Consider the following 17,404-nt stretch of genomic DNA (forward strand, 5'->3'; position numbering starts at 1 on the left):
GTCAAATTGGCATCCAGCGCTTATCTATAAAGCGCTGTAAGCTATGTTTTTCGAAGCAAACGTGCGGCATCACGGGCGAAGTAGGTGAGCACGCCGTCGGCGCCTGCGCGCTTGAAGGCCAGCAGGCTTTCCATCATCACGGCGTCGTGATCGAGCCAGCCGTTTTGTGCTGCGGCCTTGAGCATGGCGTATTCGCCGGACACTTGGTAGGCGAAGGTGGGCACCTTGAACTCGTCCTTCACGCGGCGCACCACGTCCAGGTAGGGCATGCCGGGTTTCACCATCACCATGTCAGCGCCCTCGGCGATATCGAGCGCCACTTCGCGCAGGGCTTCGTCGGTGTTGCCGGGGTCCATCTGGTAGCAGTTCTTGTCGGCTTTGCCGAGCGCGCCGCGTGTGCCCACGGCGTCGCGGAAGGGGCCGTAGAACGCGCTGGCGTACTTGGCGCTGTAGGCCATGATGCGGGTGTGGATGTGGCCATGCGCTTCCAGCGCGTCGCGAATGGCGCCAATGCGCCCGTCCATCATGTCGCTGGGCGCGACGATGTCCACGCCCGCTTGCGCATGCGTGAGCGCCTGGCCCACCAGCACTTCGACGGTGTCGTCGTTGAGGATGTAGCCGGTCTCGTCGAGCAGGCCGTCCTGGCCGTGGCTGGTGTAGGGGTCGAGCGCCACGTCGGTCATCACGCCCAGGCCGGGGAATTCTTTTTTCAGTGCCCGCACCACGCGCGGGATCAGTCCTTCGGGATTGAGTGCTTCCATGCCGTCGGGCGTTTTGAGTGCGGCATCGATCGATGGAAACAGTGCCAGCACCGGGATGCCCAGCTGCACGCATTCCTCGGCCACGGGCAGCAGCAGATCCAGGCTCAGGCGATCCACGCCGGGCATGGACGTGACGGCTTCGCGCCGGTTCTGGCCTTCGTGCACGAACACCGGGTAGATCAGGTCGTGCGGTGTCACGGCGTGCTCGCGCACCAGGTTGCGGGTGAAGGCATCGCGGCGCAGGCGGCGCGGGCGGTTGGCGGGGAAGGGGGTGGGGCTGGAGAGGTGCATGGGGAAAATTGTGCCTGATCTGGCTGCGCAAAGATTGCGGCTGCTTGAACGCAGGTGCCTGCAGTGCTAGATTAGCGCCGGGTAGAACTTCTACCCCCCGCTTTTTCCTCCCTGAGCGGGGCCTGGAGGCGCAAACCGCCCCCAGGCTTTCCTGGCCCGGCATAGCCTGCCGGGCTTTTTTTGGGCGGCCTGCCCTGTGCCCCACTAAACTTGCGGCATGCTTTGGGTCAAATCTTTCCATATCGTCTTCGTGGCCAGCTGGTTTGCGGGGCTGTTCTATCTGCCACGCATCTTTGTGAACCTGGCCATGGTGGCGCCCGGTTCGGCCGCTGAGCGCGACCGCTTGCTGCTGATGGCGCGCAAGCTCATGCGCTTTACCACCTTGCTGATGGTGCCTGCCGTGGGCCTGGGCTTGTGGCTCTGGCTGGGCTACGGCATCGGATGGGGGCCGGGCAACGGCTGGATGCACGCCAAGCTGGCCATCGTGGCGCTGGTGCTGGCCTACCACCATGCCTGCGGGGTGCAACTGCGCCAGTTTGTGGCCGGCACGAACCACCGCAGCCATCGCTGGTTTCGCTGGTTTAACGAGGCCCCGGTGCTGATGCTGCTGGCGGCGGTGGTGCTGGTGGTGGTGAAGCCGTTCTGAGGCATGCCGAAGGGAGCGATCGGTGCATAAAACCTCTGCCTGGCCGCTGGCGTTGGTCTATGTCGCACTGATCGTCTTTGCCAGCCTGTTCCCGTTCATGGGCTGGCGTGCCCAGGGCATTCCGCCCGGGGTTTTTTTGCTGGCACCGTTGCCCCCGCCGTACTGGACGGGGTTTGACGTGGTCACCAACCTGGCCGGCTATGCGCCGCTGGGTTTTTTGCTGGCGCTGGCCATGCTGCGCACAGGCCGGGGTTGGGTGGCGGTGCCGCTGGCGCTGCTGGCGGGCGGCACGCTGTCGCTGCTGATGGAGTATCTGCAGATTTACCTGCCCCAGCGCGTGCCCTCCAACCTGGATCTGGTACTCAACACGGCCGGTGCGCTGCTGGGAGCGCTGAGCGCCGCGTTGCTGGAGCGCTTGGGGGCCATCGACCGCTGGAGCCGTTTTCGTGCGCGCTGGTTCGCCCATGATGCGCGGGGCGCCCTGGTGCTGCTGGCACTGTGGCCGTGGGCGCTGCTGTTCCCGGCGGCTGAACCTTTTGGCCTGGGTCAGGTGCTCGAGCGCCTGGAGCTTGCCTTGGCTGAGCTGCTGGCTGATACCCCGTTTTTGGCCTGGTTGCCGGTGCGCGAGGCGCAGTTGCAGCCGCTCTCGCCTGCGGCTGAGCTGCTGTGCGTGGCGCTGGGCTTACTGGTGCCCTGTCTGCTGGCCTTCAGCATGGTGCGCCACCGGGGGCGCCGTGTGGTGCTGGTGTTGGGCATTGCGCTGGTGGGCGTCGCCGCGACGGCTTTGTCGGCCGCACTGAGTTATGGCCCATCCCATGCCTGGGCCTGGTTGGGTATGCCGGTACGTGCCGGTCTCTGGCTGGGGCTGGTGCTGGCCGCCTTGTCGCTCGTGCTGCCGCAGCGGGTCAGCGCGGTGCTGCTGCTGGTGGTGCTCACCATCCACCTGGCACTGCTCAACGATGCGCCCACCAGCGCCTATTTCGCCCAGACCCTGCTGGTCTGGGAGCAGGGGCGCTTCATCCGTTTCTATGGGCTGGGCCAGTGGCTGGGATGGCTGTGGCCTTTTGCCACACTGGTGTATGTGTTACTGCGGGCCTCACGGCGCAGCAGTGCTTCCTAAAATGCAGGTATGAGCGATTCCACATCCCCCGCGCCCGCCTACTTCGCGCGCCATATTTTCTTTTGTCTGAACGAGCGCGCCAATGGCGAAAACTGCTGTGCCCAGCATGGCGCGCAAGCGGCGTTCGATCGTTGCAAGGCCCTGGTCAAACAAGCGGGCCTGGCCGGGCCGGGCCAGGTGCGTGTGAACAAGGCCGGCTGCCTGGACCGCTGCGCGGCCGGGCCCGTGGCCGTGGTTTATCCCGAGGGCGTGTGGTACAGCTACGTGGATACGGCCGACATTGATGAGATCGTCGAATCGCACCTCAAGAACGGGCGCGTGGTGGAACGTTTGCGCACGCCACCGGAACTTGGGCGCTGATCCGGCCTCTATCTGTTTTTAAATATATAATTTTTTGGCATCTAGCGCCCTATTTACAAGCGCTGGAAGCTATCAAATAGATAGTATTCAGTGAACGCACAAACCGAGAAATTGCGGCTCCAGGGCGAAGCGGGTGCCATTGAGGTGCAGCGCGATATTCCTGCAGGCGCAGCGCCCCGTGGCGTGGTCGTCATTGCCCACCCGCACCCGCTGTTTGGCGGCACCATGGATAACAAAGTGGTGCAAACGCTGGCGCGGGCCTTTGTGCAGTGCGGTTGGAGCGCTGTGCGTTTCAATTTCCGTGGCGTGGGCGCCAGTGCCGGTGTGCATGACGAAGGGCGTGCTGAACAGCAAGACATGCTGGCGGTGGTGCGCCAGGTGGCACCCGAGGGTCCGATTGCCCTCGCCGGGTTTTCTTTTGGCGCTTTCGTCACCAGCCATGTGCTGGCCGATCTGTGGGACAAGCGGCAGGTGGCGCATGCCGTGCTGGTGGGCACTGCGGCCAGTCGCTTCACGGTAGCCCCGGTGCCGCCCGCGGCGCATCTGCGCACCTTGGTGCTGCATGGCGAGCAGGACGATACCGTGCCGCTGTCTTCGGTGATGGACTGGGCGCGGCCCCAGACACTGCCTGTCACCGTCCTCCCCGGAGGCGGGCATTTCTTTCACGGACAATTAAATCTCCTCAAAGAACTGGTGGTCCGCCACCTGCAATCGGGCGCCTGAAGCGCCCTTCTTTGGCGCGTTGCGCCCTCTGCGCTTTTTTACGTGCGCCTATTTACTCTTCTCTATGGTTTTTTGAATGAACAGAATTTTCTCTACGTTGCGATCCTTGGTTGTGTCCGTCGGTGTGCTGTCCTGTGCCCTGGTGGCGCAGGCGCAGGCTCCTCAGCCCCCTGAAATCGCTGCCCGGGCCTACATGCTGGTGGATGTGACGGCAGGCCAGATCCTGGCGGGCAAAGACATTGATGCGCCCGTCGAGCAGGCGTCCCTGACCAAGTTGATGACCGGTTATCTGGTCTTTGACGCGCTGCGGGCCAAGAAGATCAGCCTGCAGCAAAAACTGCCTGTGAGCGTGCGCGCCTGGAAGATGCCAGGGTCGCGCATGTTCATCGACCCCAAGATGCAGGTGCCGGTGGACGACTTGCTCAAGGGCATGATCGTGCAGTCCGGCAACGACGCCACCATGGCCCTGGCCGAAGGCGTGGGTGGTACGGCGGAGAACTTCGTCAAGCTGATGAACGACCAGGCGCGCGCCCTGGGCATGAAGAACACGGCCTACAAGAACCCCGAAGGCCTGACGGAGGCCGGGCACACCACTACGGCGCGTGATCTCGCCACGCTGTCGTCGCGGCTGATACACGACTTCCCGGAGTACATGCACTACTACGCCACCAAGCAGTACCGCTACGAGGGCACCCCGGCATCCAACAGCAACAACCGCAACCTGCTGCTCTACCGCGACCCCAGTGTGGACGGCCTCAAGACGGGACACACCGAAGCCGCAGGCTACTGCCTGGTGTCCACGGCCAAGCGCGATTTTCCCCAGGTGGGCGCGCGCCGGCTGGTCTCCATCGTCCTGGGGGCTTCGAGCGAAAACGCGCGGGCCAACGAAAGCCAAAAGCTGCTGAACTGGGGCTACACCGCCTTTGATGCCGTCAAATTGTTTGATGTAGGCCAGAGCGTGGACACCCCGGCAGTATGGAAAGGCAAGGCCTCGCAGCTCAAGCTGGGCCGCCCCGAGGCCATCGTGGTGGCCGTGCCCTCCGGGAGCGCTGGCAAGCTGACCACGCAGATCGTTCGCCCTGATCCGCTGGTCGCGCCCTTCACCCAGGGGCAGGAAATCGGCACCCTCAAGGTGGTGCTGGGTGAGCAGACACTGCGCGAAGTGCCCTTGGTGGCGCTGGAGGCGGTGGAGCAGGCGGGTCTTCTGGGGCGGGCCTGGGACGGTATTCGCCTTTGGATCAAGTAAGCGCGAGCCCGCGAAGCGGCTCGTCGGGGCTTGCTGAGCGCTGGCCTATCTGCTACATTTGAAGGCTTTTCGGAATTTCCGAAGGGATTCACGTTTTCGTATTTTACGTTTAGGGACGATAGTTCATGCCAACCATTAACCAGCTCGTGCGTCACGGGCGTGAGGTCGAGAAGACCAAATCCAAGAGTCCGGCGATGGAAAACTCGCCGCAGCGCCGTGGTGTGTGCACCCGTGTGTACACCACGACGCCCAAGAAGCCCAACTCCGCTCTGCGCAAGGTTGCCAAGGTGCGCCTGACCAACGGTTTTGAGGTCATCTCCTACATCGGCGGTGAAGGCCACAACCTGCAAGAGCACAGCGTTGTGCTGGTGCGCGGCGGTCGTGTCAAGGACTTGCCTGGTGTGCGTTACCACATCGTGCGTGGTTCGCTCGACCTGCAAGGCGTGAAAGACCGCAAGCAGTCGCGCTCCAAGTACGGCGCCAAGAAGCCCAAGGCCAAATAAGTCCTGCGCTTTTCAGCAAAGACAATCGGTGTTTGATTCGCCTGGCTGGCGGCTCAAACGAAGTGACCCCAAGCGCGAATATTTCGTGTGGGTCGAGTAAGTGGGATTCCCAATGGATCTCGCGGTGTCTGAAAAGACGCCAACTGAAGCAATTAAGAGGTGAAAAATGCCACGTCGTCGCGAAGTCCCCAAACGTGAAATTCTGCCGGACCCTAAATTCGGCAATGTCGAGCTGTCCAAATTCATGAACGTGATCATGGAAGGCGGCAAAAAAGCGGTTGCAGAGCGCATCATTTATGGTGCCCTGGAACTGATCGAGAAGAAGCACCCTGATAAGGATCCGCTGGAAGCTTTCGTTGTTGCCATCAACAACGTCAAGCCCATGGTCGAAGTCAAGTCCCGCCGTGTCGGTGGTGCCAACTACCAAGTGCCCGTCGAAGTGCGTCCCGTGCGCCGTCTGGCTCTGTCGATGCGCTGGATCAAGGAAGCCGCCCGCAAGCGTGGTGAGAAGTCCATGGCCCAGCGCCTGGCCAATGAACTGCTCGAGGCCACCGAAGGCCGTGGCGGTGCCATGAAGAAGCGTGACGAAGTGCACCGCATGGCCGAAGCCAACAAGGCATTCAGCCACTTCCGCTTCTAAATCGACGCAGACCAGTCTCAGTCAAAGCGCAAGGCTGCTGGCATTTTTGCCTGCAGCCTTGTGGCGATTGAGGCAGTCGCACCATCGAAGGGTTCCCGCCACGAGCCGGTGCCCTGAAAACCCGAATAACTCGACCCATCAAGGATTCACCATGGCTCGCAAGACTCCCATCGAGCGCTACCGCAATATCGGTATCTCGGCCCACATCGACGCCGGCAAAACCACGACGTCTGAACGTATCCTGTTCTATACAGGCGTGACCCATAAGCTGGGTGAAGTGCACGACGGCGCTGCCACCACCGACTGGATGGAGCAGGAGCAGGAGCGCGGCATCACGATCACGTCTTCTGCCGTGACCTGCTTCTGGAAGGGTATGGATCTGTCCCGCCCCGAGCACCGCATCAACATCATTGACACCCCCGGTCACGTGGACTTCACGATTGAAGTCGAGCGCTCCATGCGCGTGCTCGACGGTGCGGTCATGGTGTATTGCGCCGTGGGTGGCGTGCAGCCCCAATCCGAAACCGTGTGGCGCCAAGCGAACAAGCACAAGGTGCCCCGTCTGGCCTTCGTGAACAAGATGGACCGTACCGGCGCCAACTTCTTCAAGGTCGTCGAAGGCATGAAGCTGCGCCTCAAGGCCAACCCTGTGCCGATCGTTGTGCCCATCGGTGCTGAAGACAAGTTCGAAGGCGTGGTCGACCTCACCAAGATGAAGGCCATCTACTGGGACGAAGCCTCGCAAGGCATGAAGTTCGAGTACCGCGACATTCCCGCTGATCTGATCGACGTGTGCAACACGTGGCGTGAGAAGATGGTCGAATCCGCCGCTGAAGCCAGCGAAGAGCTGATGAACAAGTACCTCGAAGAGGGCACGCTCTCCGAAGAGGAAATCACGGCCGGTCTGCGCCAGCGCACGATTGCCTGCGAAATCCAGCCCATGCTGTGCGGTACCGCGTTCAAGAACAAGGGCGTTCAGCGCATGCTCGACGCCGTGCTGGATCTGCTGCCCGCGCCAACCGACATTCCTGATGTCGCTGGTACTGATGAGGACGAGAATCCCATCACCCGCAAGGCAGACGACAACGAGAAGTTCTCGGCCCTGGCGTTCAAGCTGATGACCGACCCCTTTGTGGGCCAGTTGACCTTTGTGCGTGTGTACTCGGGCGTGTTGACCAAGGGCGACACCGTGTTCAACTCGATCAAGGGCAAGAAAGAGCGCATCGGCCGTATCGTGCAGATGCACGCCAACGAGCGCCAGGAAGTGGAAGAAATCCGCGCCGGTGACATCGCTGCTTGCGTGGGCCTGAAGGACGTGACCACTGGCGAAACCCTGAGCGATATCGGCTCGCCGATCATTCTGGAGCGCATGGTGTTCCCCGAGCCCGTGATTTCGCAGGCTGTGGAACCCAAGACCAAGGTCGACCAGGAAAAGATGGGTATTGCCTTGCAGCGCCTGGCTGCTGAAGATCCGTCGTTCCGCGTGCGCACCGACGAAGAATCGGGCCAGACCATTATTTCCGGCATGGGCGAGCTCCACCTGGAAATCATCGTCGATCGCATGAAGCGCGAGTTCGGCGTGGAAGCCAACGTGGGCAAGCCCCAGGTGGCCTACCGCGAAACCATCCGCAAGACGGTGGAAGACGCCGAAGGCAAGTTTGTGCGCCAGTCCGGTGGTAAGGGCCAGTACGGCCACGTGGTGCTCAAGATCGAGCCCAACGAACCCGGCAAGGGCCTTGAGTTCGTTGACGCCATCAAGGGCGGTGTGGTGCCACGCGAGTACATCCCTGCGGTGGAAAAGGGCATCAACGAAGCCGTCACGCAAGGCGTGCTGGCCGGCTACCCCGTCGTGGATGTCAAGGTCACGCTGCACTTCGGTTCGTACCACGATGTGGACTCGAACGAGTTGGCGTTCAAGATGGCCGCCATCTTCGGTTTCAAGGAAGGTTGCCGCAAGGCCAACCCTGTCATCCTGGAGCCCATGATGGCTGTGGAAGTGGAAACGCCTGAAGACTATGCCGGTAACGTGATGGGCGATCTGTCCTCACGCCGTGGCATGGTGCAGGGCATGGAAGACATGATTGGTGGCGGCAAGGCCATCAGGGCCGAAGTGCCGCTGTCCGAAATGTTCGGCTACTCGACGACGCTGCGTTCGGCGACACAAGGCCGTGCGACGTACACGATGGAATTCAAGCACTACGCGGAAGCTCCGCGCAACGTGTCTGAAGCCATCATGGCCTCGCGCGCAAAATAAATCCTTGGGGGCATCGGCCTTGCTGCTCTGTCCTCTTTGACTCTCATTGGCCTCCAGCGCTTATGCAGTAAGCGCTGGCAGCTATAAAAATAATAGTTTTGTCTGCGATCCGGTGCCGCCCCGTTCCCCGTGCAGGGCGATCCAGCAATCGGATGCAGACGTAAAACCACTACACGGGTACTGCTCTTTGGAGAATTGAGAATGGCAAAAGGTAAGTTTGAACGCACCAAGCCCCACGTCAACGTGGGCACCATCGGTCACGTTGACCACGGCAAGACCACGCTGACGGCAGCGATTGCGACCGTGCTGTCGGCCAAGTTCGGCGGCGAAGCCAAAGACTATTCGCAGATTGACAACGCGCCCGAAGAAAAAGCGCGCGGCATCACGATCAACACCTCGCACGTCGAGTATGAAACGGCTGGCCGCCACTACGCCCACGTCGACTGCCCTGGTCACGCTGACTATGTGAAGAACATGATCACCGGCGCTGCCCAGATGGACGGCGCTATTCTTGTGTGCTCGGCCGCTGACGGCCCCATGCCCCAGACCCGCGAGCACATCCTGCTGGCCCGCCAGGTGGGCGTGCCCTACATCATCGTGTTCCTGAACAAGTGCGACATGGTGGACGACGAAGAACTCCTTGAGCTCGTCGAAATGGAAGTGCGCGAGCTCCTCGACAAATACGATTTCCCTGGCGACGACACCCCGATCATTCGCGGTTCCGCCAAGCTCGCCCTGGAAGGCGACAAGGGCAAGCTCGGCGAAGAAGCCATCATGAAGCTGGCCGAAGCGCTGGACAACTACATCCCCACGCCTGAGCGCGCTGTGGACGGTGCCTTCCTGATGCCCGTGGAAGACGTGTTCTCCATCTCTGGCCGCGGCACCGTCGTGACCGGACGTATCGAGCGCGGCATCATCAAGGTCGGCGAAGAAATCGAAATCGTCGGCATCAAAGACACCGTCAAGACCACCTGCACTGGCGTGGAAATGTTCAGGAAGCTCCTGGATCAAGGCCAGGCGGGCGACAACGTCGGCCTGCTGCTGCGCGGCACCAAGCGTGAAGACGTCGAGCGCGGCCAAGTGCTGTGCAAGCCCGGCTCGATCAAGCCCCACACGCACTTCACCGCAGAGGTGTATGTGCTGTCCAAGGACGAAGGCGGCCGTCACACGCCTTTCTTCAACAACTACCGTCCCCAGTTCTACTTCCGCACGACGGACGTGACCGGTGCGATCGAGTTGCCTGAAGGCAAGGAAATGGTCATGCCTGGCGATAACGTGTCGATCACCGTCAAGCTGATCAACCCCATCGCCATGGAAGAAGGCCTGCGCTTCGCTATCCGCGAAGGCGGCCGTACCGTGGGCGCGGGTGTCGTGGCCAAGATCATTGCTTAAGATTTAAGCATCACCAGGAACTTGCCATGTCCAAGCAAAAAATCCGCATCCGCCTCAAGGCCTTCGATTACAAGCTGATCGACCAGTCTGCTGCCGAGATCGTTGACACTGCCAAGCGCACCGGCGCCATCGTCAAGGGTCCCGTGCCCCTGCCGACGCGCATGAAGCGTTTCGATATCCTGCGCTCGCCGCATGTCAACAAGACCAGCCGCGACCAGCTCGAAATCCGCACGCACCAGCGTCTGATGGACATCGTTGATCCCACCGACAAGACCGTGGACGCGCTGATGAAGCTCGACCTGCCGGCTGGTGTGGACGTCGAAATCAAGCTGCAATAAGCTTCAAGCCTTGGCGGTGCATACTCGCCAGGCTCCTTCAAAATAACGCGAACTTGCTTTCATAAGCAGTTCGCGTTATACTTTGAGGCTTCGCCTTTTTGCGTTTGTAAAAAGGCGGAGTTTTATCAACCGTCTTTCATGCACATACAGTGCAACGCCGGGGCCAATTGCAGTCGCGGCGGTGGAAGTTTTGGAGAAACAAATGAGTCTGAGCAACTCCCTGGGGTTGCTGGGCCGCAAGGTGGGCATGATGCGCCTGTTCACTGATGATGGGGACGCAGTTCCTGTCACAGTGGTGGATGTGTCAAACAACCGCGTGACCCAGATCAAAACCCAAGAGAACGATGGCTATGTGTCCGTGCAGGTCACATTCGGTTCGCGCAAAGCTTCGCGCGTGACCAAGCCACAAGCCGGCCACCTCGCGAAAGCGGGCGTTGAAGCTGGTGAAATTATCCGTGAATTCCGCGTGACCGCCGATACGGCTGCCCAGTACAAGCCGGGCGCTACCGTGCCTGTGGCTGACCTGTTCACCGTGGGCCAGAAGGTGGACGTGCAAGGTACTTCGATTGGTAAGGGCTTTGCCGGCACCATCAAGCGCCACAACATGTCTTCCCAGCGCGCGTCGCACGGTAACAGCCGTTCGCACAACGTGCCGGGTTCGATCGGTATGGCGCAGGATCCGGGCCGTGTGTTTCCGGGCAAGCGCATGACCGGTCACATGGGCGACGAAACTGTCACCACGCAAAACCTCGATGTGGTTCGCATTGACGAAGCACGCCAACTGCTCTTGATCAAGGGCGCTGTTCCGGGCTCCAAGGGTGGGTTCGTTACGGTGCGTCCCGCCATCAAGGCAACCGCATCCAAAGGAGCGAACTAATGCAGCTCGAACTCCTGAATGACCAAGGCCAGGCCGCATCCAAGTTTGATGCGCCCGAGACCGTGTTTGGTCGTGAATACAACGAAGATCTGGTGCACCAGATCGTGGTTGCATACCGCGCCAACGGCCGCCAGGGCACCCGTGCCCAGAAGGACCGCGAGCAGGTTCACCACTCTACCAAGAAGCCTTTCAAGCAAAAGGGCACCGGTCGCGCACGCGCCGGTATGACTTCCTCGCCGCTGTGGCGTGGAGGCGGTCGCATCTTCCCGAATCTGCCTGACGAAAACTTCACGCAGAAGATCAACAAGAAGATGTACCGTGCTGGCATGGCTTCCATCCTGTCGCAGCTCGCCCGTGAAGGTCGCCTGGCTGTGGTGGATTCGCTCACGCTCGAATCGCCCAAGACCAAGGTGCTGGCTGATAAGTTCAAGGCGATGAATCTGCAATCGGTGATGGTGATCGCCGAGGAAATCGACGAAAACCTGTACCTGGCTTCCCGCAACCTGAAGAACGTGTTCGTTGTCGAGCCGCGTTATGCAGACCCCGTGTCGCTGGTGCACTACAAGAAAGTGCTCGTCACCAAGGGCGCTATCGACCAACTCAAGGAGATGTTCGCATGAGCACGCTCAAGTTTGACGAAGGTCGTCTGATGCAGGTGCTGGTCGCTCCCATCGTGTCCGAAAAGGCCACCATGGTTGCTGAAAAGTCCAATGCTGTGACGTTCAAAGTGCTCCAGAGCGCGACCAAGCATGAAATCAAGGCCGCTGTGGAATTGATGTTCAAGGTGGAAGTCAAGGGCGTTTCTGTGCTCAACACCAAAGGCAAGACCAAGAAGTTTGGCAAGACCGTGGGCCGCCGCGACAATGTGCGCAAGGCCTATGTGATGCTCAAGCCAGGTCAAGAGCTGAACCTCTCTGGGGAGGCTGCGTAATCATGGCTGTCATTAAGATGAAACCCACTTCGCCCGGCCAACGTGCTGTGGTGAAGGTTACCCGTGACCACCTGTACAAGGGTGATGGCTACGCACCGCTGCTGGAGCCTCAGTTCCAGAAAGCCGGGCGTAACAACAACGGTCACATCACGACGCGCCACAAGGGCGGTGGTCACAAGCACCACTACCGCGTGGTGGACTTCAAGCGCAACAAGGATGGCATCGCTGCCAAGGTGGAGCGCATTGAATACGATCCCAACCGTACGGCCCACATCGCTCTGGTGTGCTACGCCGACGGCGAGCGCCGCTACATCATCGCCCCCCGTGGTCTGGAAGTTGGCAGCACGCTGATGTCCGGTTCCGAGGCGCCGATCCGCGCTGGCAACACGCTGCCGATCCGCAACATCCCGGTGGGTTCGACCATCCACTGCATCGAGCTCAAGCCCGGTGCCGGTGCGCAGATCGCCCGTTCCGCTGGTGCATCGGCAACGCTGCTGGCCCGCGAAACCGTGTATGCGCAGGTTCGTATGCGCTCCGGTGAAGTGCGTCGCATCCATATCGAATGCCGCGCCACCATTGGTGAAGTCGCCAACGAAGAGCACAGCCTGCGCCAACTCGGCAAGGCCGGTGTCAAGCGCTGGATGGGTATCCGTCCTACGGTGCGTGGCGTTGCCATGAACCCGGTGGATCACCCGCACGGTGGTGGCGAAGGCCGCACCGGCGAAGGCCGCCATGCTGTCGACCCATGGGGCAACCTGACCAAGGGTTATCGCACCCGCAACAACAAGCGCACGCAGAACATGATTGTTTCGCGCCGCAAGAAATAAGGGATAGCCAATGACTCGCTCTCTCAAAAAAGGTCCGTTTGTTGACCACCATTTGATGGCAAAGGTCGAAAAGGCCGTTGCCACCAAGGACAAGAAGCCCGTCAAGACCTGGTCGCGTCGCTCCATGGTTCTGCCTGACTTCATCGGCCTGACCATTGCCGTGCACAACGGCAAGCAGCATGTGCCGGTCTATATCACCGACCAGATGGTGGGCCACAAGCTCGGCGAATTCGCCCTGACGCGCACCTTCAAGGGTCACCCCGCGGACAAAAAAGTCCAGAAGAAATAAGGAACGACCATGTCTGAAACACGTGCAGTCCTCCGGGGCGTCCGTCTGTCGGTCGACAAGGGCCGTCTGGTCGCTGATCTGATCCGCGGCAAGAAGGTGGACCAGGCTCTGAACATTTTGACCTTCACGCAGAAAAAAGCTGCGGGCATCGTCAAGAAGGTTCTGGAGTCGGCCATCGCCAACGCCGAACACAACGATGGCGCTGACATCGATGAGCTGAAGGTGAAAACCATCTACATCGAGCAAGGCACCACGCTCAAGCGCTTCACCGCGCGCGCCAAAGGCCGCGGCAACCGCATCAGCAAGCCCACGTGCCATGTGTACGTGACGGTTGGTAACTGAGGCCAAGGAAGACTATGGGACAGAAAATCCATCCTACCGGCTTCCGCCTTGCGGTCAGCCGCAACTGGGCTAGCCGTTGGTACGCCAGCAACCGTGACTTCGCCGGCATGCTGGCCGAAGACATCAAGGTGCGCGAGTACCTCAAGGCCAAGCTGAAGAATGCTGCGGTTTCGCGCATCCTCATCGAGCGTCCTGCCAAGAATGCCCGCATCACCATTTACTCGGCACGTCCGGGCGTGGTGATCGGCAAGAAGGGCGAAGACATCGAGAATCTCAAGAAGGAACTCGCCTCCCGTCTGGGCGTGCCTGTCGCAGTGAACATCGAAGAAGTGCGCAAGCCTGAAATCGATGCCAAGCTGATCGCTGACAGCATCACGCAGCAGCTCGAGAAGCGCATCATGTTCCGTCGTGCCATGAAGCGCGCCATGCAAAACGCCATGCGTCTGGGTGCCCTGGGCATCAAGATCATGTCGTCGGGCCGTCTGAACGGTATCGAAATCGCCCGCTGCGAGTGGTACCGTGAAGGCCGCGTGCCACTTCACACACTGCGCGCCGACATCGACTACGGCACCTCTGAAGCCAAGACCACCTACGGTGTGATCGGCGTCAAGGTCTGGGTCTACAAGGGTGACACGCTGGGCCGTAACGATCTGCCCGCCGTGGAAACCCCACGTCCGGACGATGAGCGCCGTCCCCGTGGTCCGCGCCGTGATGGCCGCCCTGGTGGCGACCGTAACGACCGTGGTGCAGGCCGTGGCGGCCCGCGCCGGCCTGCAGGCGCCAATATGGCTCCTGCTGATGGCAGCGACAAGCCTGCCGGCGCCGGTGGCGCCGACACAACCGCCGTTAAGCGCGTTCGTAAAGCAGACGCGCCCGCTACAGCAGCGGACGGAAAAGGAGAATAAAACATGCTGCAACCTGCTCGCCGCAAGTACCGCAAGGAGCAAAAAGGCCGCAACACTGGCATCGCAACCCGGGGTAACTCGGTCGCGTTCGGTGATTTCGGTCTGAAGTGCACCGATCGGGGCCGTCTGACGGCCCGTCAATTGGAAGCCGCTCGCCGCGCCATTTCCCGCCACGTCAAGCGTGGTGGCCGCATCTGGATCCGCGTGTTCCCGGACAAGCCGATTTCCTCCAAGCCCGCCGAAGTGCGTATGGGTAACGGTAAAGGCAACCCCGAGTTCTACGTGGCCGAAATCCAGCCGGGCAAGATCGTGTTCGAGATCCTCGGCGTGCCCGAAGAACTCGCCCGTGAAGCCTTCCGTCTGGCCGCTGCCAAGCTCCCCCTGCGCACCACGTTCGTGGCACGCATGGTAGGCCAGTGAGTTCAGGAGAAACTGATATGAATACTGCTGAACTTCGCCAAAAAGACGTCGCTGGCATCAAGGAAGAAATCAAGGCCCTGCAAAAGGCCCATTTCGGACTGCGCATGCAAAAGGCTACGCAACAACTGGGCAACACCGGCACGCTGCGTACCACGCGCCGTGACATCGCCCGCGCCAAGACCATTCTTGCCCAAAAGCAAGCCGCCAAATAAGGAGCCCACATGACGGAAGCTAAAAAATCCCTCAAGCGCACCTTGGTTGGCAAGGTGGTCAGCGACAAGCGTGAAAAGACCGTAACCGTGCTGATCGAGCGCCGTGTGAAACACGAGCTCTACGGCAAGATCGTCGGCAAGTCGAGCAAATACCATGCGCACGACGAAAACAACGAGTACAAGACGGGCGACGTGATCGAGATCACCGAAAGCCGTCCACTCTCGAAGACCAAGAACTGGGTTGCGACCCGCTTGGTGACAAAGGCATCGCTGGTGTAAGCCTTCCTGGCACTGCACTGCAAGCCCCGCAAAAACGACCCACAATGTGGGTCGTTTTTCTTTTTGGGGCGCCAACAACGGGTCTGCCCCTTTCTGTTTACACCACCGGAGACACGCATGATTCAGATTGGCGATACCCTTCCCGATAGCACACTGATGGAATTCAACGAGGTCGAGGGCAATGGCTGCAGCCTGGGCCCCAACCCGGTGCAGGTGGGCACTGCCGCAGCGGGCAAAACCATTGCGCTGTTTGCCGTTCCGGGTGCCTTCACGCCGACCTGCTCAGCCAAGCATGTGCCTGGTTTTGTAGAAAAGGCCGCAGAGTTCAAGGCCGCTGGCGTCGATGAGATCTGGTGCCTGGCCGTCAACGACGCCTTTGTCATGGGCGCCTGGGCGCGTGATCAGAAGACCGGTAGCGCCATTCGCATGCTCGCCGATGGCGACGCAGCCTTTGCCAAAGCCACCGGCCTGACCCTGGATCTGAATGGAAAGGGGCTCGGCCTGCGCAGCAACCGCTATTCCATGCTGGTCAAGGATGGCAAGGTCGTTCAGCTCAACATCGAAGGTCCGGGCAAGTTCGAGGTCAGCGACGCAGACACTCTCCTGGCCCAAGCACGGGCGTAATCGTTCAATCGTGTCGGGTCATTGCACGTGGGAGCCGAGATCGGATACGCAGCTTTCCTTGTGCTATTAATAAAATAGCTTGCTGCGCTTTATGGCCGTGCGCTCAAGGTTGATTTGACTAAAAAATATCAACCTTGAGGTAATGCGCACCCTGGATCGGGTTGTGATAGTACGGAGGAATGTCCGTAAACCCAAGGTCGGTGTAAAGAGCCCGGGCCGACTCCATGTCGTCCAGCGTGTCGAGCAGCACGCAGGCATAGCCCCTCTGCCGAGCTGCATCCAGCGTCGCCTCGGCCAACTGGCGCCCCAGCCCAAAGCCCCGAAAGGCTTTGCGCACGAAAAGACGCTTCATCTCACTGGCATTGGGGTAGTCGGCGGTATCGAGTGGCCGCAGTGCGCAGCAGCCAGCCGGTGCGCCATCGACGAGCGCCAGCAACAAGGCGCCGCGGGGATCGGCGTACTCGCCAGGCAGGGTGGCCAGTTCGGTATCGAACTGCTGGAAGCACAGGTCAATCGACAGGCTGTCGGCGTATTCCTGGAAGAGATCACGCAGCACCGCCAGATGTTCGGGGCCGGTGGCTGTCAACAAGGTCACGGGGGGCGTATCCACTACTCGAAGCGTTCAATGGCAAAAAGCGCAGTGTAACGGCACGACCAAAGGCCCCCACCAGGCAGGAAAAACCTGCGCAGCGCACAAGGGTGCGTTCAACCTTCCGCCAGCAGGCGTTCGATCAACTGGTGCAATTCAGGAAAATTGGGGTTGCCGACATAGGTCTTCACGATCTGCCCCTGCTTGTTGACGATGTAGGTCGTAGGGGTGATGCGCACGTCGCCCCAAGCCTTGGCCACCGCCCCGGTGTTGTCGAGCGCCACTTTGAAGGGGAGCTTGCGGGTTTCGGCAAAGTTCACGACATAGCTTGGCGGGTCGTAGCTCATGGCCACCGCCAGGGTATCGAAACCACGGGACTGGTACTTTTGGTAGGTCGCAATGATCTCGGGCATTTCAGCCACGCAGGTCGTGCAGCTGGTTGCCCAAAAATTCACCAGTGTGACCTTGCCGCGCAGGTCAGCCGTGGTCTGGCGCGAGCCATCAAGCAGCACAAACGTGGAATCGGGGGCTGTAGACTGGCTGCAACCCACAAGCGCTCCACCACCTACCACAACTGCGGCGGACACGGCAACCGCGATGACCACGTTCTTCAACTGCATATGCTTTCCCACATCAACAAGACCGCTATTGTGCGGCAGCGTGAACCGGCGGAGTGATCCGCAAATCCGTTAGATGCATCCGCAGTCCAAAGGTTCACAGGCCCGTTCCGGCGGCCGTGGTCGCTTCTGCCGATAATCCCTGGATGCTCAGAACCTTATGTGCCGCAGTCCTGGTAATGCTCGCTGCTTGCAGCCCCACGTTGGACTGGAGGGCA

The 17,404-nt window shown here is 60.5% G+C and carries 24 protein-coding genes; 21 read left to right on the top strand and 3 right to left on the bottom strand.

Annotated elements, in window-relative coordinates; translation table 11 throughout:
* Positions 1-41: 41 nt before the first annotated feature.
* The gene (hemB, locus tag C8D04_RS16235) at positions 42-1,052 is read right to left on the bottom strand and encodes a porphobilinogen synthase (protein ID WP_116005760.1); all 1,011 of its coding nucleotides are present in this window, start codon (positions 1,050-1,052) and stop codon (positions 42-44) included.
* A gap of 217 nt (positions 1,053-1,269) precedes the next feature.
* On the opposite strand from hemB, the gene C8D04_RS16240 reads away from it, so the two are divergent.
* The 21 genes from C8D04_RS16240 (at position 1,270) to C8D04_RS16340 (ending at position 15,980) form a co-directional block, all read left to right on the top strand.
* Entirely contained in the window at positions 1,270-1,698 is a 429-nt protein-coding gene (locus tag C8D04_RS16240; RefSeq protein WP_116005761.1) for a CopD family protein, read from the top strand.
* 22 nt (positions 1,699-1,720) lie between these two features.
* Positions 1,721-2,818, top strand: coding sequence for a VanZ family protein (locus C8D04_RS16245; RefSeq protein ID WP_116005762.1), 1,098 nt, complete (start codon positions 1,721-1,723; stop codon positions 2,816-2,818).
* Positions 2,819-2,827: 9 nt separating this feature from the next.
* Positions 2,828-3,178 (top strand): (2Fe-2S) ferredoxin domain-containing protein, encoded by a 351-nt coding sequence (locus C8D04_RS16250; protein ID WP_116005763.1) that lies wholly within the window; start codon positions 2,828-2,830, stop codon positions 3,176-3,178.
* Between the two features lie 90 nt (positions 3,179-3,268).
* Positions 3,269-3,901 (top strand): alpha/beta fold hydrolase, encoded by a 633-nt coding sequence (locus C8D04_RS16255; protein WP_116005764.1) that lies wholly within the window; start codon positions 3,269-3,271, stop codon positions 3,899-3,901.
* Positions 3,902-3,977: 76 nt separating this feature from the next.
* On the top strand, positions 3,978-5,147 hold the full coding sequence (locus tag C8D04_RS16260) for a D-alanyl-D-alanine carboxypeptidase family protein (protein ID WP_116005765.1): 1,170 nt from the start codon (positions 3,978-3,980) through the stop codon (positions 5,145-5,147).
* Between the two features lie 125 nt (positions 5,148-5,272).
* Positions 5,273-5,650, top strand: coding sequence for a 30S ribosomal protein S12 (gene rpsL, locus C8D04_RS16265; protein WP_056266875.1), 378 nt, complete (start codon positions 5,273-5,275; stop codon positions 5,648-5,650).
* Positions 5,651-5,816: 166 nt separating this feature from the next.
* Positions 5,817-6,290, top strand: a complete 474-nt coding sequence (rpsG, locus tag C8D04_RS16270) for a 30S ribosomal protein S7 (protein WP_092700195.1) — start codon at positions 5,817-5,819, stop codon at positions 6,288-6,290.
* Between the two features lie 151 nt (positions 6,291-6,441).
* Positions 6,442-8,544 (top strand): elongation factor G, encoded by a 2,103-nt coding sequence (fusA, locus tag C8D04_RS16275; protein WP_116005766.1) that lies wholly within the window; start codon positions 6,442-6,444, stop codon positions 8,542-8,544.
* Positions 8,545-8,745: 201 nt separating this feature from the next.
* Entirely contained in the window at positions 8,746-9,936 is a 1,191-nt protein-coding gene (tuf, locus tag C8D04_RS16280) for an elongation factor Tu (RefSeq protein WP_116005767.1), read from the top strand.
* Positions 9,937-9,962: 26 nt separating this feature from the next.
* Positions 9,963-10,274 (top strand): 30S ribosomal protein S10, encoded by a 312-nt coding sequence (rpsJ, locus tag C8D04_RS16285; RefSeq protein ID WP_005796953.1) that lies wholly within the window; start codon positions 9,963-9,965, stop codon positions 10,272-10,274.
* Positions 10,275-10,476: 202 nt separating this feature from the next.
* Positions 10,477-11,151: a 50S ribosomal protein L3 gene (gene rplC / locus C8D04_RS16290; RefSeq protein WP_116005768.1), complete on the top strand. Its 675-nt coding sequence runs from the start codon at positions 10,477-10,479 to the stop codon at positions 11,149-11,151.
* Positions 11,151-11,771 carry a 50S ribosomal protein L4 gene (gene rplD, locus C8D04_RS16295; protein WP_116005769.1) on the top strand — a complete coding sequence of 207 codons (621 nt, stop codon included), beginning with the start codon at positions 11,151-11,153 and terminating at the stop codon, positions 11,769-11,771. Before rplC ends, rplD begins: the two co-directional genes overlap by 1 nt.
* The gene (rplW, locus tag C8D04_RS16300) at positions 11,768-12,082 is read left to right on the top strand and encodes a 50S ribosomal protein L23 (RefSeq protein WP_116005770.1); all 315 of its coding nucleotides are present in this window, start codon (positions 11,768-11,770) and stop codon (positions 12,080-12,082) included. Before rplD ends, rplW begins: the two co-directional genes overlap by 4 nt.
* Before the next feature lie 2 nt (positions 12,083-12,084).
* Positions 12,085-12,909 carry a 50S ribosomal protein L2 gene (gene rplB, locus C8D04_RS16305; RefSeq protein ID WP_116005771.1) on the top strand — a complete coding sequence of 275 codons (825 nt, stop codon included), beginning with the start codon at positions 12,085-12,087 and terminating at the stop codon, positions 12,907-12,909.
* Between the two features lie 10 nt (positions 12,910-12,919).
* On the top strand, positions 12,920-13,198 hold the full coding sequence (rpsS, locus tag C8D04_RS16310; RefSeq protein WP_116005772.1) for a 30S ribosomal protein S19: 279 nt from the start codon (positions 12,920-12,922) through the stop codon (positions 13,196-13,198).
* A gap of 9 nt (positions 13,199-13,207) precedes the next feature.
* The gene (rplV, locus tag C8D04_RS16315; RefSeq protein ID WP_116005773.1) at positions 13,208-13,540 is read left to right on the top strand and encodes a 50S ribosomal protein L22; all 333 of its coding nucleotides are present in this window, start codon (positions 13,208-13,210) and stop codon (positions 13,538-13,540) included.
* A 14-nt stretch (positions 13,541-13,554) separates the two neighbouring features.
* On the top strand, positions 13,555-14,445 hold the full coding sequence (gene rpsC / locus C8D04_RS16320; protein WP_116005774.1) for a 30S ribosomal protein S3: 891 nt from the start codon (positions 13,555-13,557) through the stop codon (positions 14,443-14,445).
* 3 nt (positions 14,446-14,448) lie between these two features.
* Complete coding sequence (gene rplP, locus C8D04_RS16325; RefSeq protein ID WP_116005775.1) at positions 14,449-14,865, top strand: 50S ribosomal protein L16; 417 nt, start codon at positions 14,449-14,451, stop codon at positions 14,863-14,865.
* A 17-nt stretch (positions 14,866-14,882) separates the two neighbouring features.
* Positions 14,883-15,077 (top strand): 50S ribosomal protein L29, encoded by a 195-nt coding sequence (rpmC, locus tag C8D04_RS16330; RefSeq protein ID WP_116005776.1) that lies wholly within the window; start codon positions 14,883-14,885, stop codon positions 15,075-15,077.
* A gap of 9 nt (positions 15,078-15,086) precedes the next feature.
* Positions 15,087-15,356: a 30S ribosomal protein S17 gene (gene rpsQ / locus C8D04_RS16335; protein WP_116005777.1), complete on the top strand. Its 270-nt coding sequence runs from the start codon at positions 15,087-15,089 to the stop codon at positions 15,354-15,356.
* 117 nt (positions 15,357-15,473) lie between these two features.
* The gene (locus tag C8D04_RS16340) at positions 15,474-15,980 is read left to right on the top strand and encodes a peroxiredoxin (RefSeq protein ID WP_116005778.1); all 507 of its coding nucleotides are present in this window, start codon (positions 15,474-15,476) and stop codon (positions 15,978-15,980) included.
* Positions 15,981-16,098: 118 nt separating this feature from the next.
* Here the strand turns inward: C8D04_RS16340 and C8D04_RS16345 are convergent, their stop codons facing one another.
* Together C8D04_RS16345 and C8D04_RS16350 are read right to left on the bottom strand one after the other, a co-directional pair.
* On the bottom strand, positions 16,099-16,590 hold the full coding sequence (locus C8D04_RS16345; RefSeq protein WP_116005779.1) for a GNAT family N-acetyltransferase: 492 nt from the start codon (positions 16,588-16,590) through the stop codon (positions 16,099-16,101).
* Positions 16,591-16,685: 95 nt separating this feature from the next.
* Entirely contained in the window at positions 16,686-17,189 is a 504-nt protein-coding gene (locus C8D04_RS16350; RefSeq protein ID WP_116005780.1) for a TlpA disulfide reductase family protein, read from the bottom strand.
* Between the last annotated feature and the right edge of the window lie 215 nt (positions 17,190-17,404).

Origin of the sequence: Simplicispira sp. 125 (assembly GCF_003096555.1) — a bacterium.
In the GTDB taxonomy this organism is placed as follows: Bacteria; Pseudomonadota; Gammaproteobacteria; order Burkholderiales; family Burkholderiaceae_C; genus Simplicispira.

Excerpts from the sequence above, each read along its gene's own strand:
- C8D04_RS16340 (WP_116005778.1), top strand. The coding sequence starts at position 15,474 with ATGATTCAGATTGGCGATACCCTTCCCGATAGCACACTGATGGAATTC.
- rplD (WP_116005769.1), top strand. The coding sequence starts at position 11,151 with ATGCAGCTCGAACTCCTGAATGACCAAGGCCAGGCCGCATCCAAGTTT.
- rplP (WP_116005775.1), top strand. The coding sequence starts at position 14,449 with ATGCTGCAACCTGCTCGCCGCAAGTACCGCAAGGAGCAAAAAGGCCGC.
- C8D04_RS16240 (WP_116005761.1), top strand. The coding sequence starts at position 1,270 with ATGCTTTGGGTCAAATCTTTCCATATCGTCTTCGTGGCCAGCTGGTTT.
- rplB (WP_116005771.1), top strand. The coding sequence starts at position 12,085 with ATGGCTGTCATTAAGATGAAACCCACTTCGCCCGGCCAACGTGCTGTG.
- rpsQ (WP_116005777.1), top strand. The coding sequence starts at position 15,087 with ATGACGGAAGCTAAAAAATCCCTCAAGCGCACCTTGGTTGGCAAGGTG.
- fusA (WP_116005766.1), top strand. The coding sequence starts at position 6,442 with ATGGCTCGCAAGACTCCCATCGAGCGCTACCGCAATATCGGTATCTCG.
- rpsJ (WP_005796953.1), top strand. The coding sequence starts at position 9,963 with ATGTCCAAGCAAAAAATCCGCATCCGCCTCAAGGCCTTCGATTACAAG.
- hemB (WP_116005760.1), bottom strand. The coding sequence starts at position 1,052 with ATGCACCTCTCCAGCCCCACCCCCTTCCCCGCCAACCGCCCGCGCCGC.
- rpsC (WP_116005774.1), top strand. The coding sequence starts at position 13,555 with ATGGGACAGAAAATCCATCCTACCGGCTTCCGCCTTGCGGTCAGCCGC.
- rpsS (WP_116005772.1), top strand. The coding sequence starts at position 12,920 with ATGACTCGCTCTCTCAAAAAAGGTCCGTTTGTTGACCACCATTTGATG.
- rplV (WP_116005773.1), top strand. The coding sequence starts at position 13,208 with ATGTCTGAAACACGTGCAGTCCTCCGGGGCGTCCGTCTGTCGGTCGAC.
- rpmC (WP_116005776.1), top strand. The coding sequence starts at position 14,883 with ATGAATACTGCTGAACTTCGCCAAAAAGACGTCGCTGGCATCAAGGAA.
- tuf (WP_116005767.1), top strand. The coding sequence starts at position 8,746 with ATGGCAAAAGGTAAGTTTGAACGCACCAAGCCCCACGTCAACGTGGGC.
- C8D04_RS16350 (WP_116005780.1), bottom strand. The coding sequence starts at position 17,189 with ATGCAGTTGAAGAACGTGGTCATCGCGGTTGCCGTGTCCGCCGCAGTT.
- rpsG (WP_092700195.1), top strand. The coding sequence starts at position 5,817 with ATGCCACGTCGTCGCGAAGTCCCCAAACGTGAAATTCTGCCGGACCCT.
- C8D04_RS16250 (WP_116005763.1), top strand. The coding sequence starts at position 2,828 with ATGAGCGATTCCACATCCCCCGCGCCCGCCTACTTCGCGCGCCATATT.
- C8D04_RS16260 (WP_116005765.1), top strand. The coding sequence starts at position 3,978 with ATGAACAGAATTTTCTCTACGTTGCGATCCTTGGTTGTGTCCGTCGGT.
- rplW (WP_116005770.1), top strand. The coding sequence starts at position 11,768 with ATGAGCACGCTCAAGTTTGACGAAGGTCGTCTGATGCAGGTGCTGGTC.
- rplC (WP_116005768.1), top strand. The coding sequence starts at position 10,477 with ATGAGTCTGAGCAACTCCCTGGGGTTGCTGGGCCGCAAGGTGGGCATG.
- rpsL (WP_056266875.1), top strand. The coding sequence starts at position 5,273 with ATGCCAACCATTAACCAGCTCGTGCGTCACGGGCGTGAGGTCGAGAAG.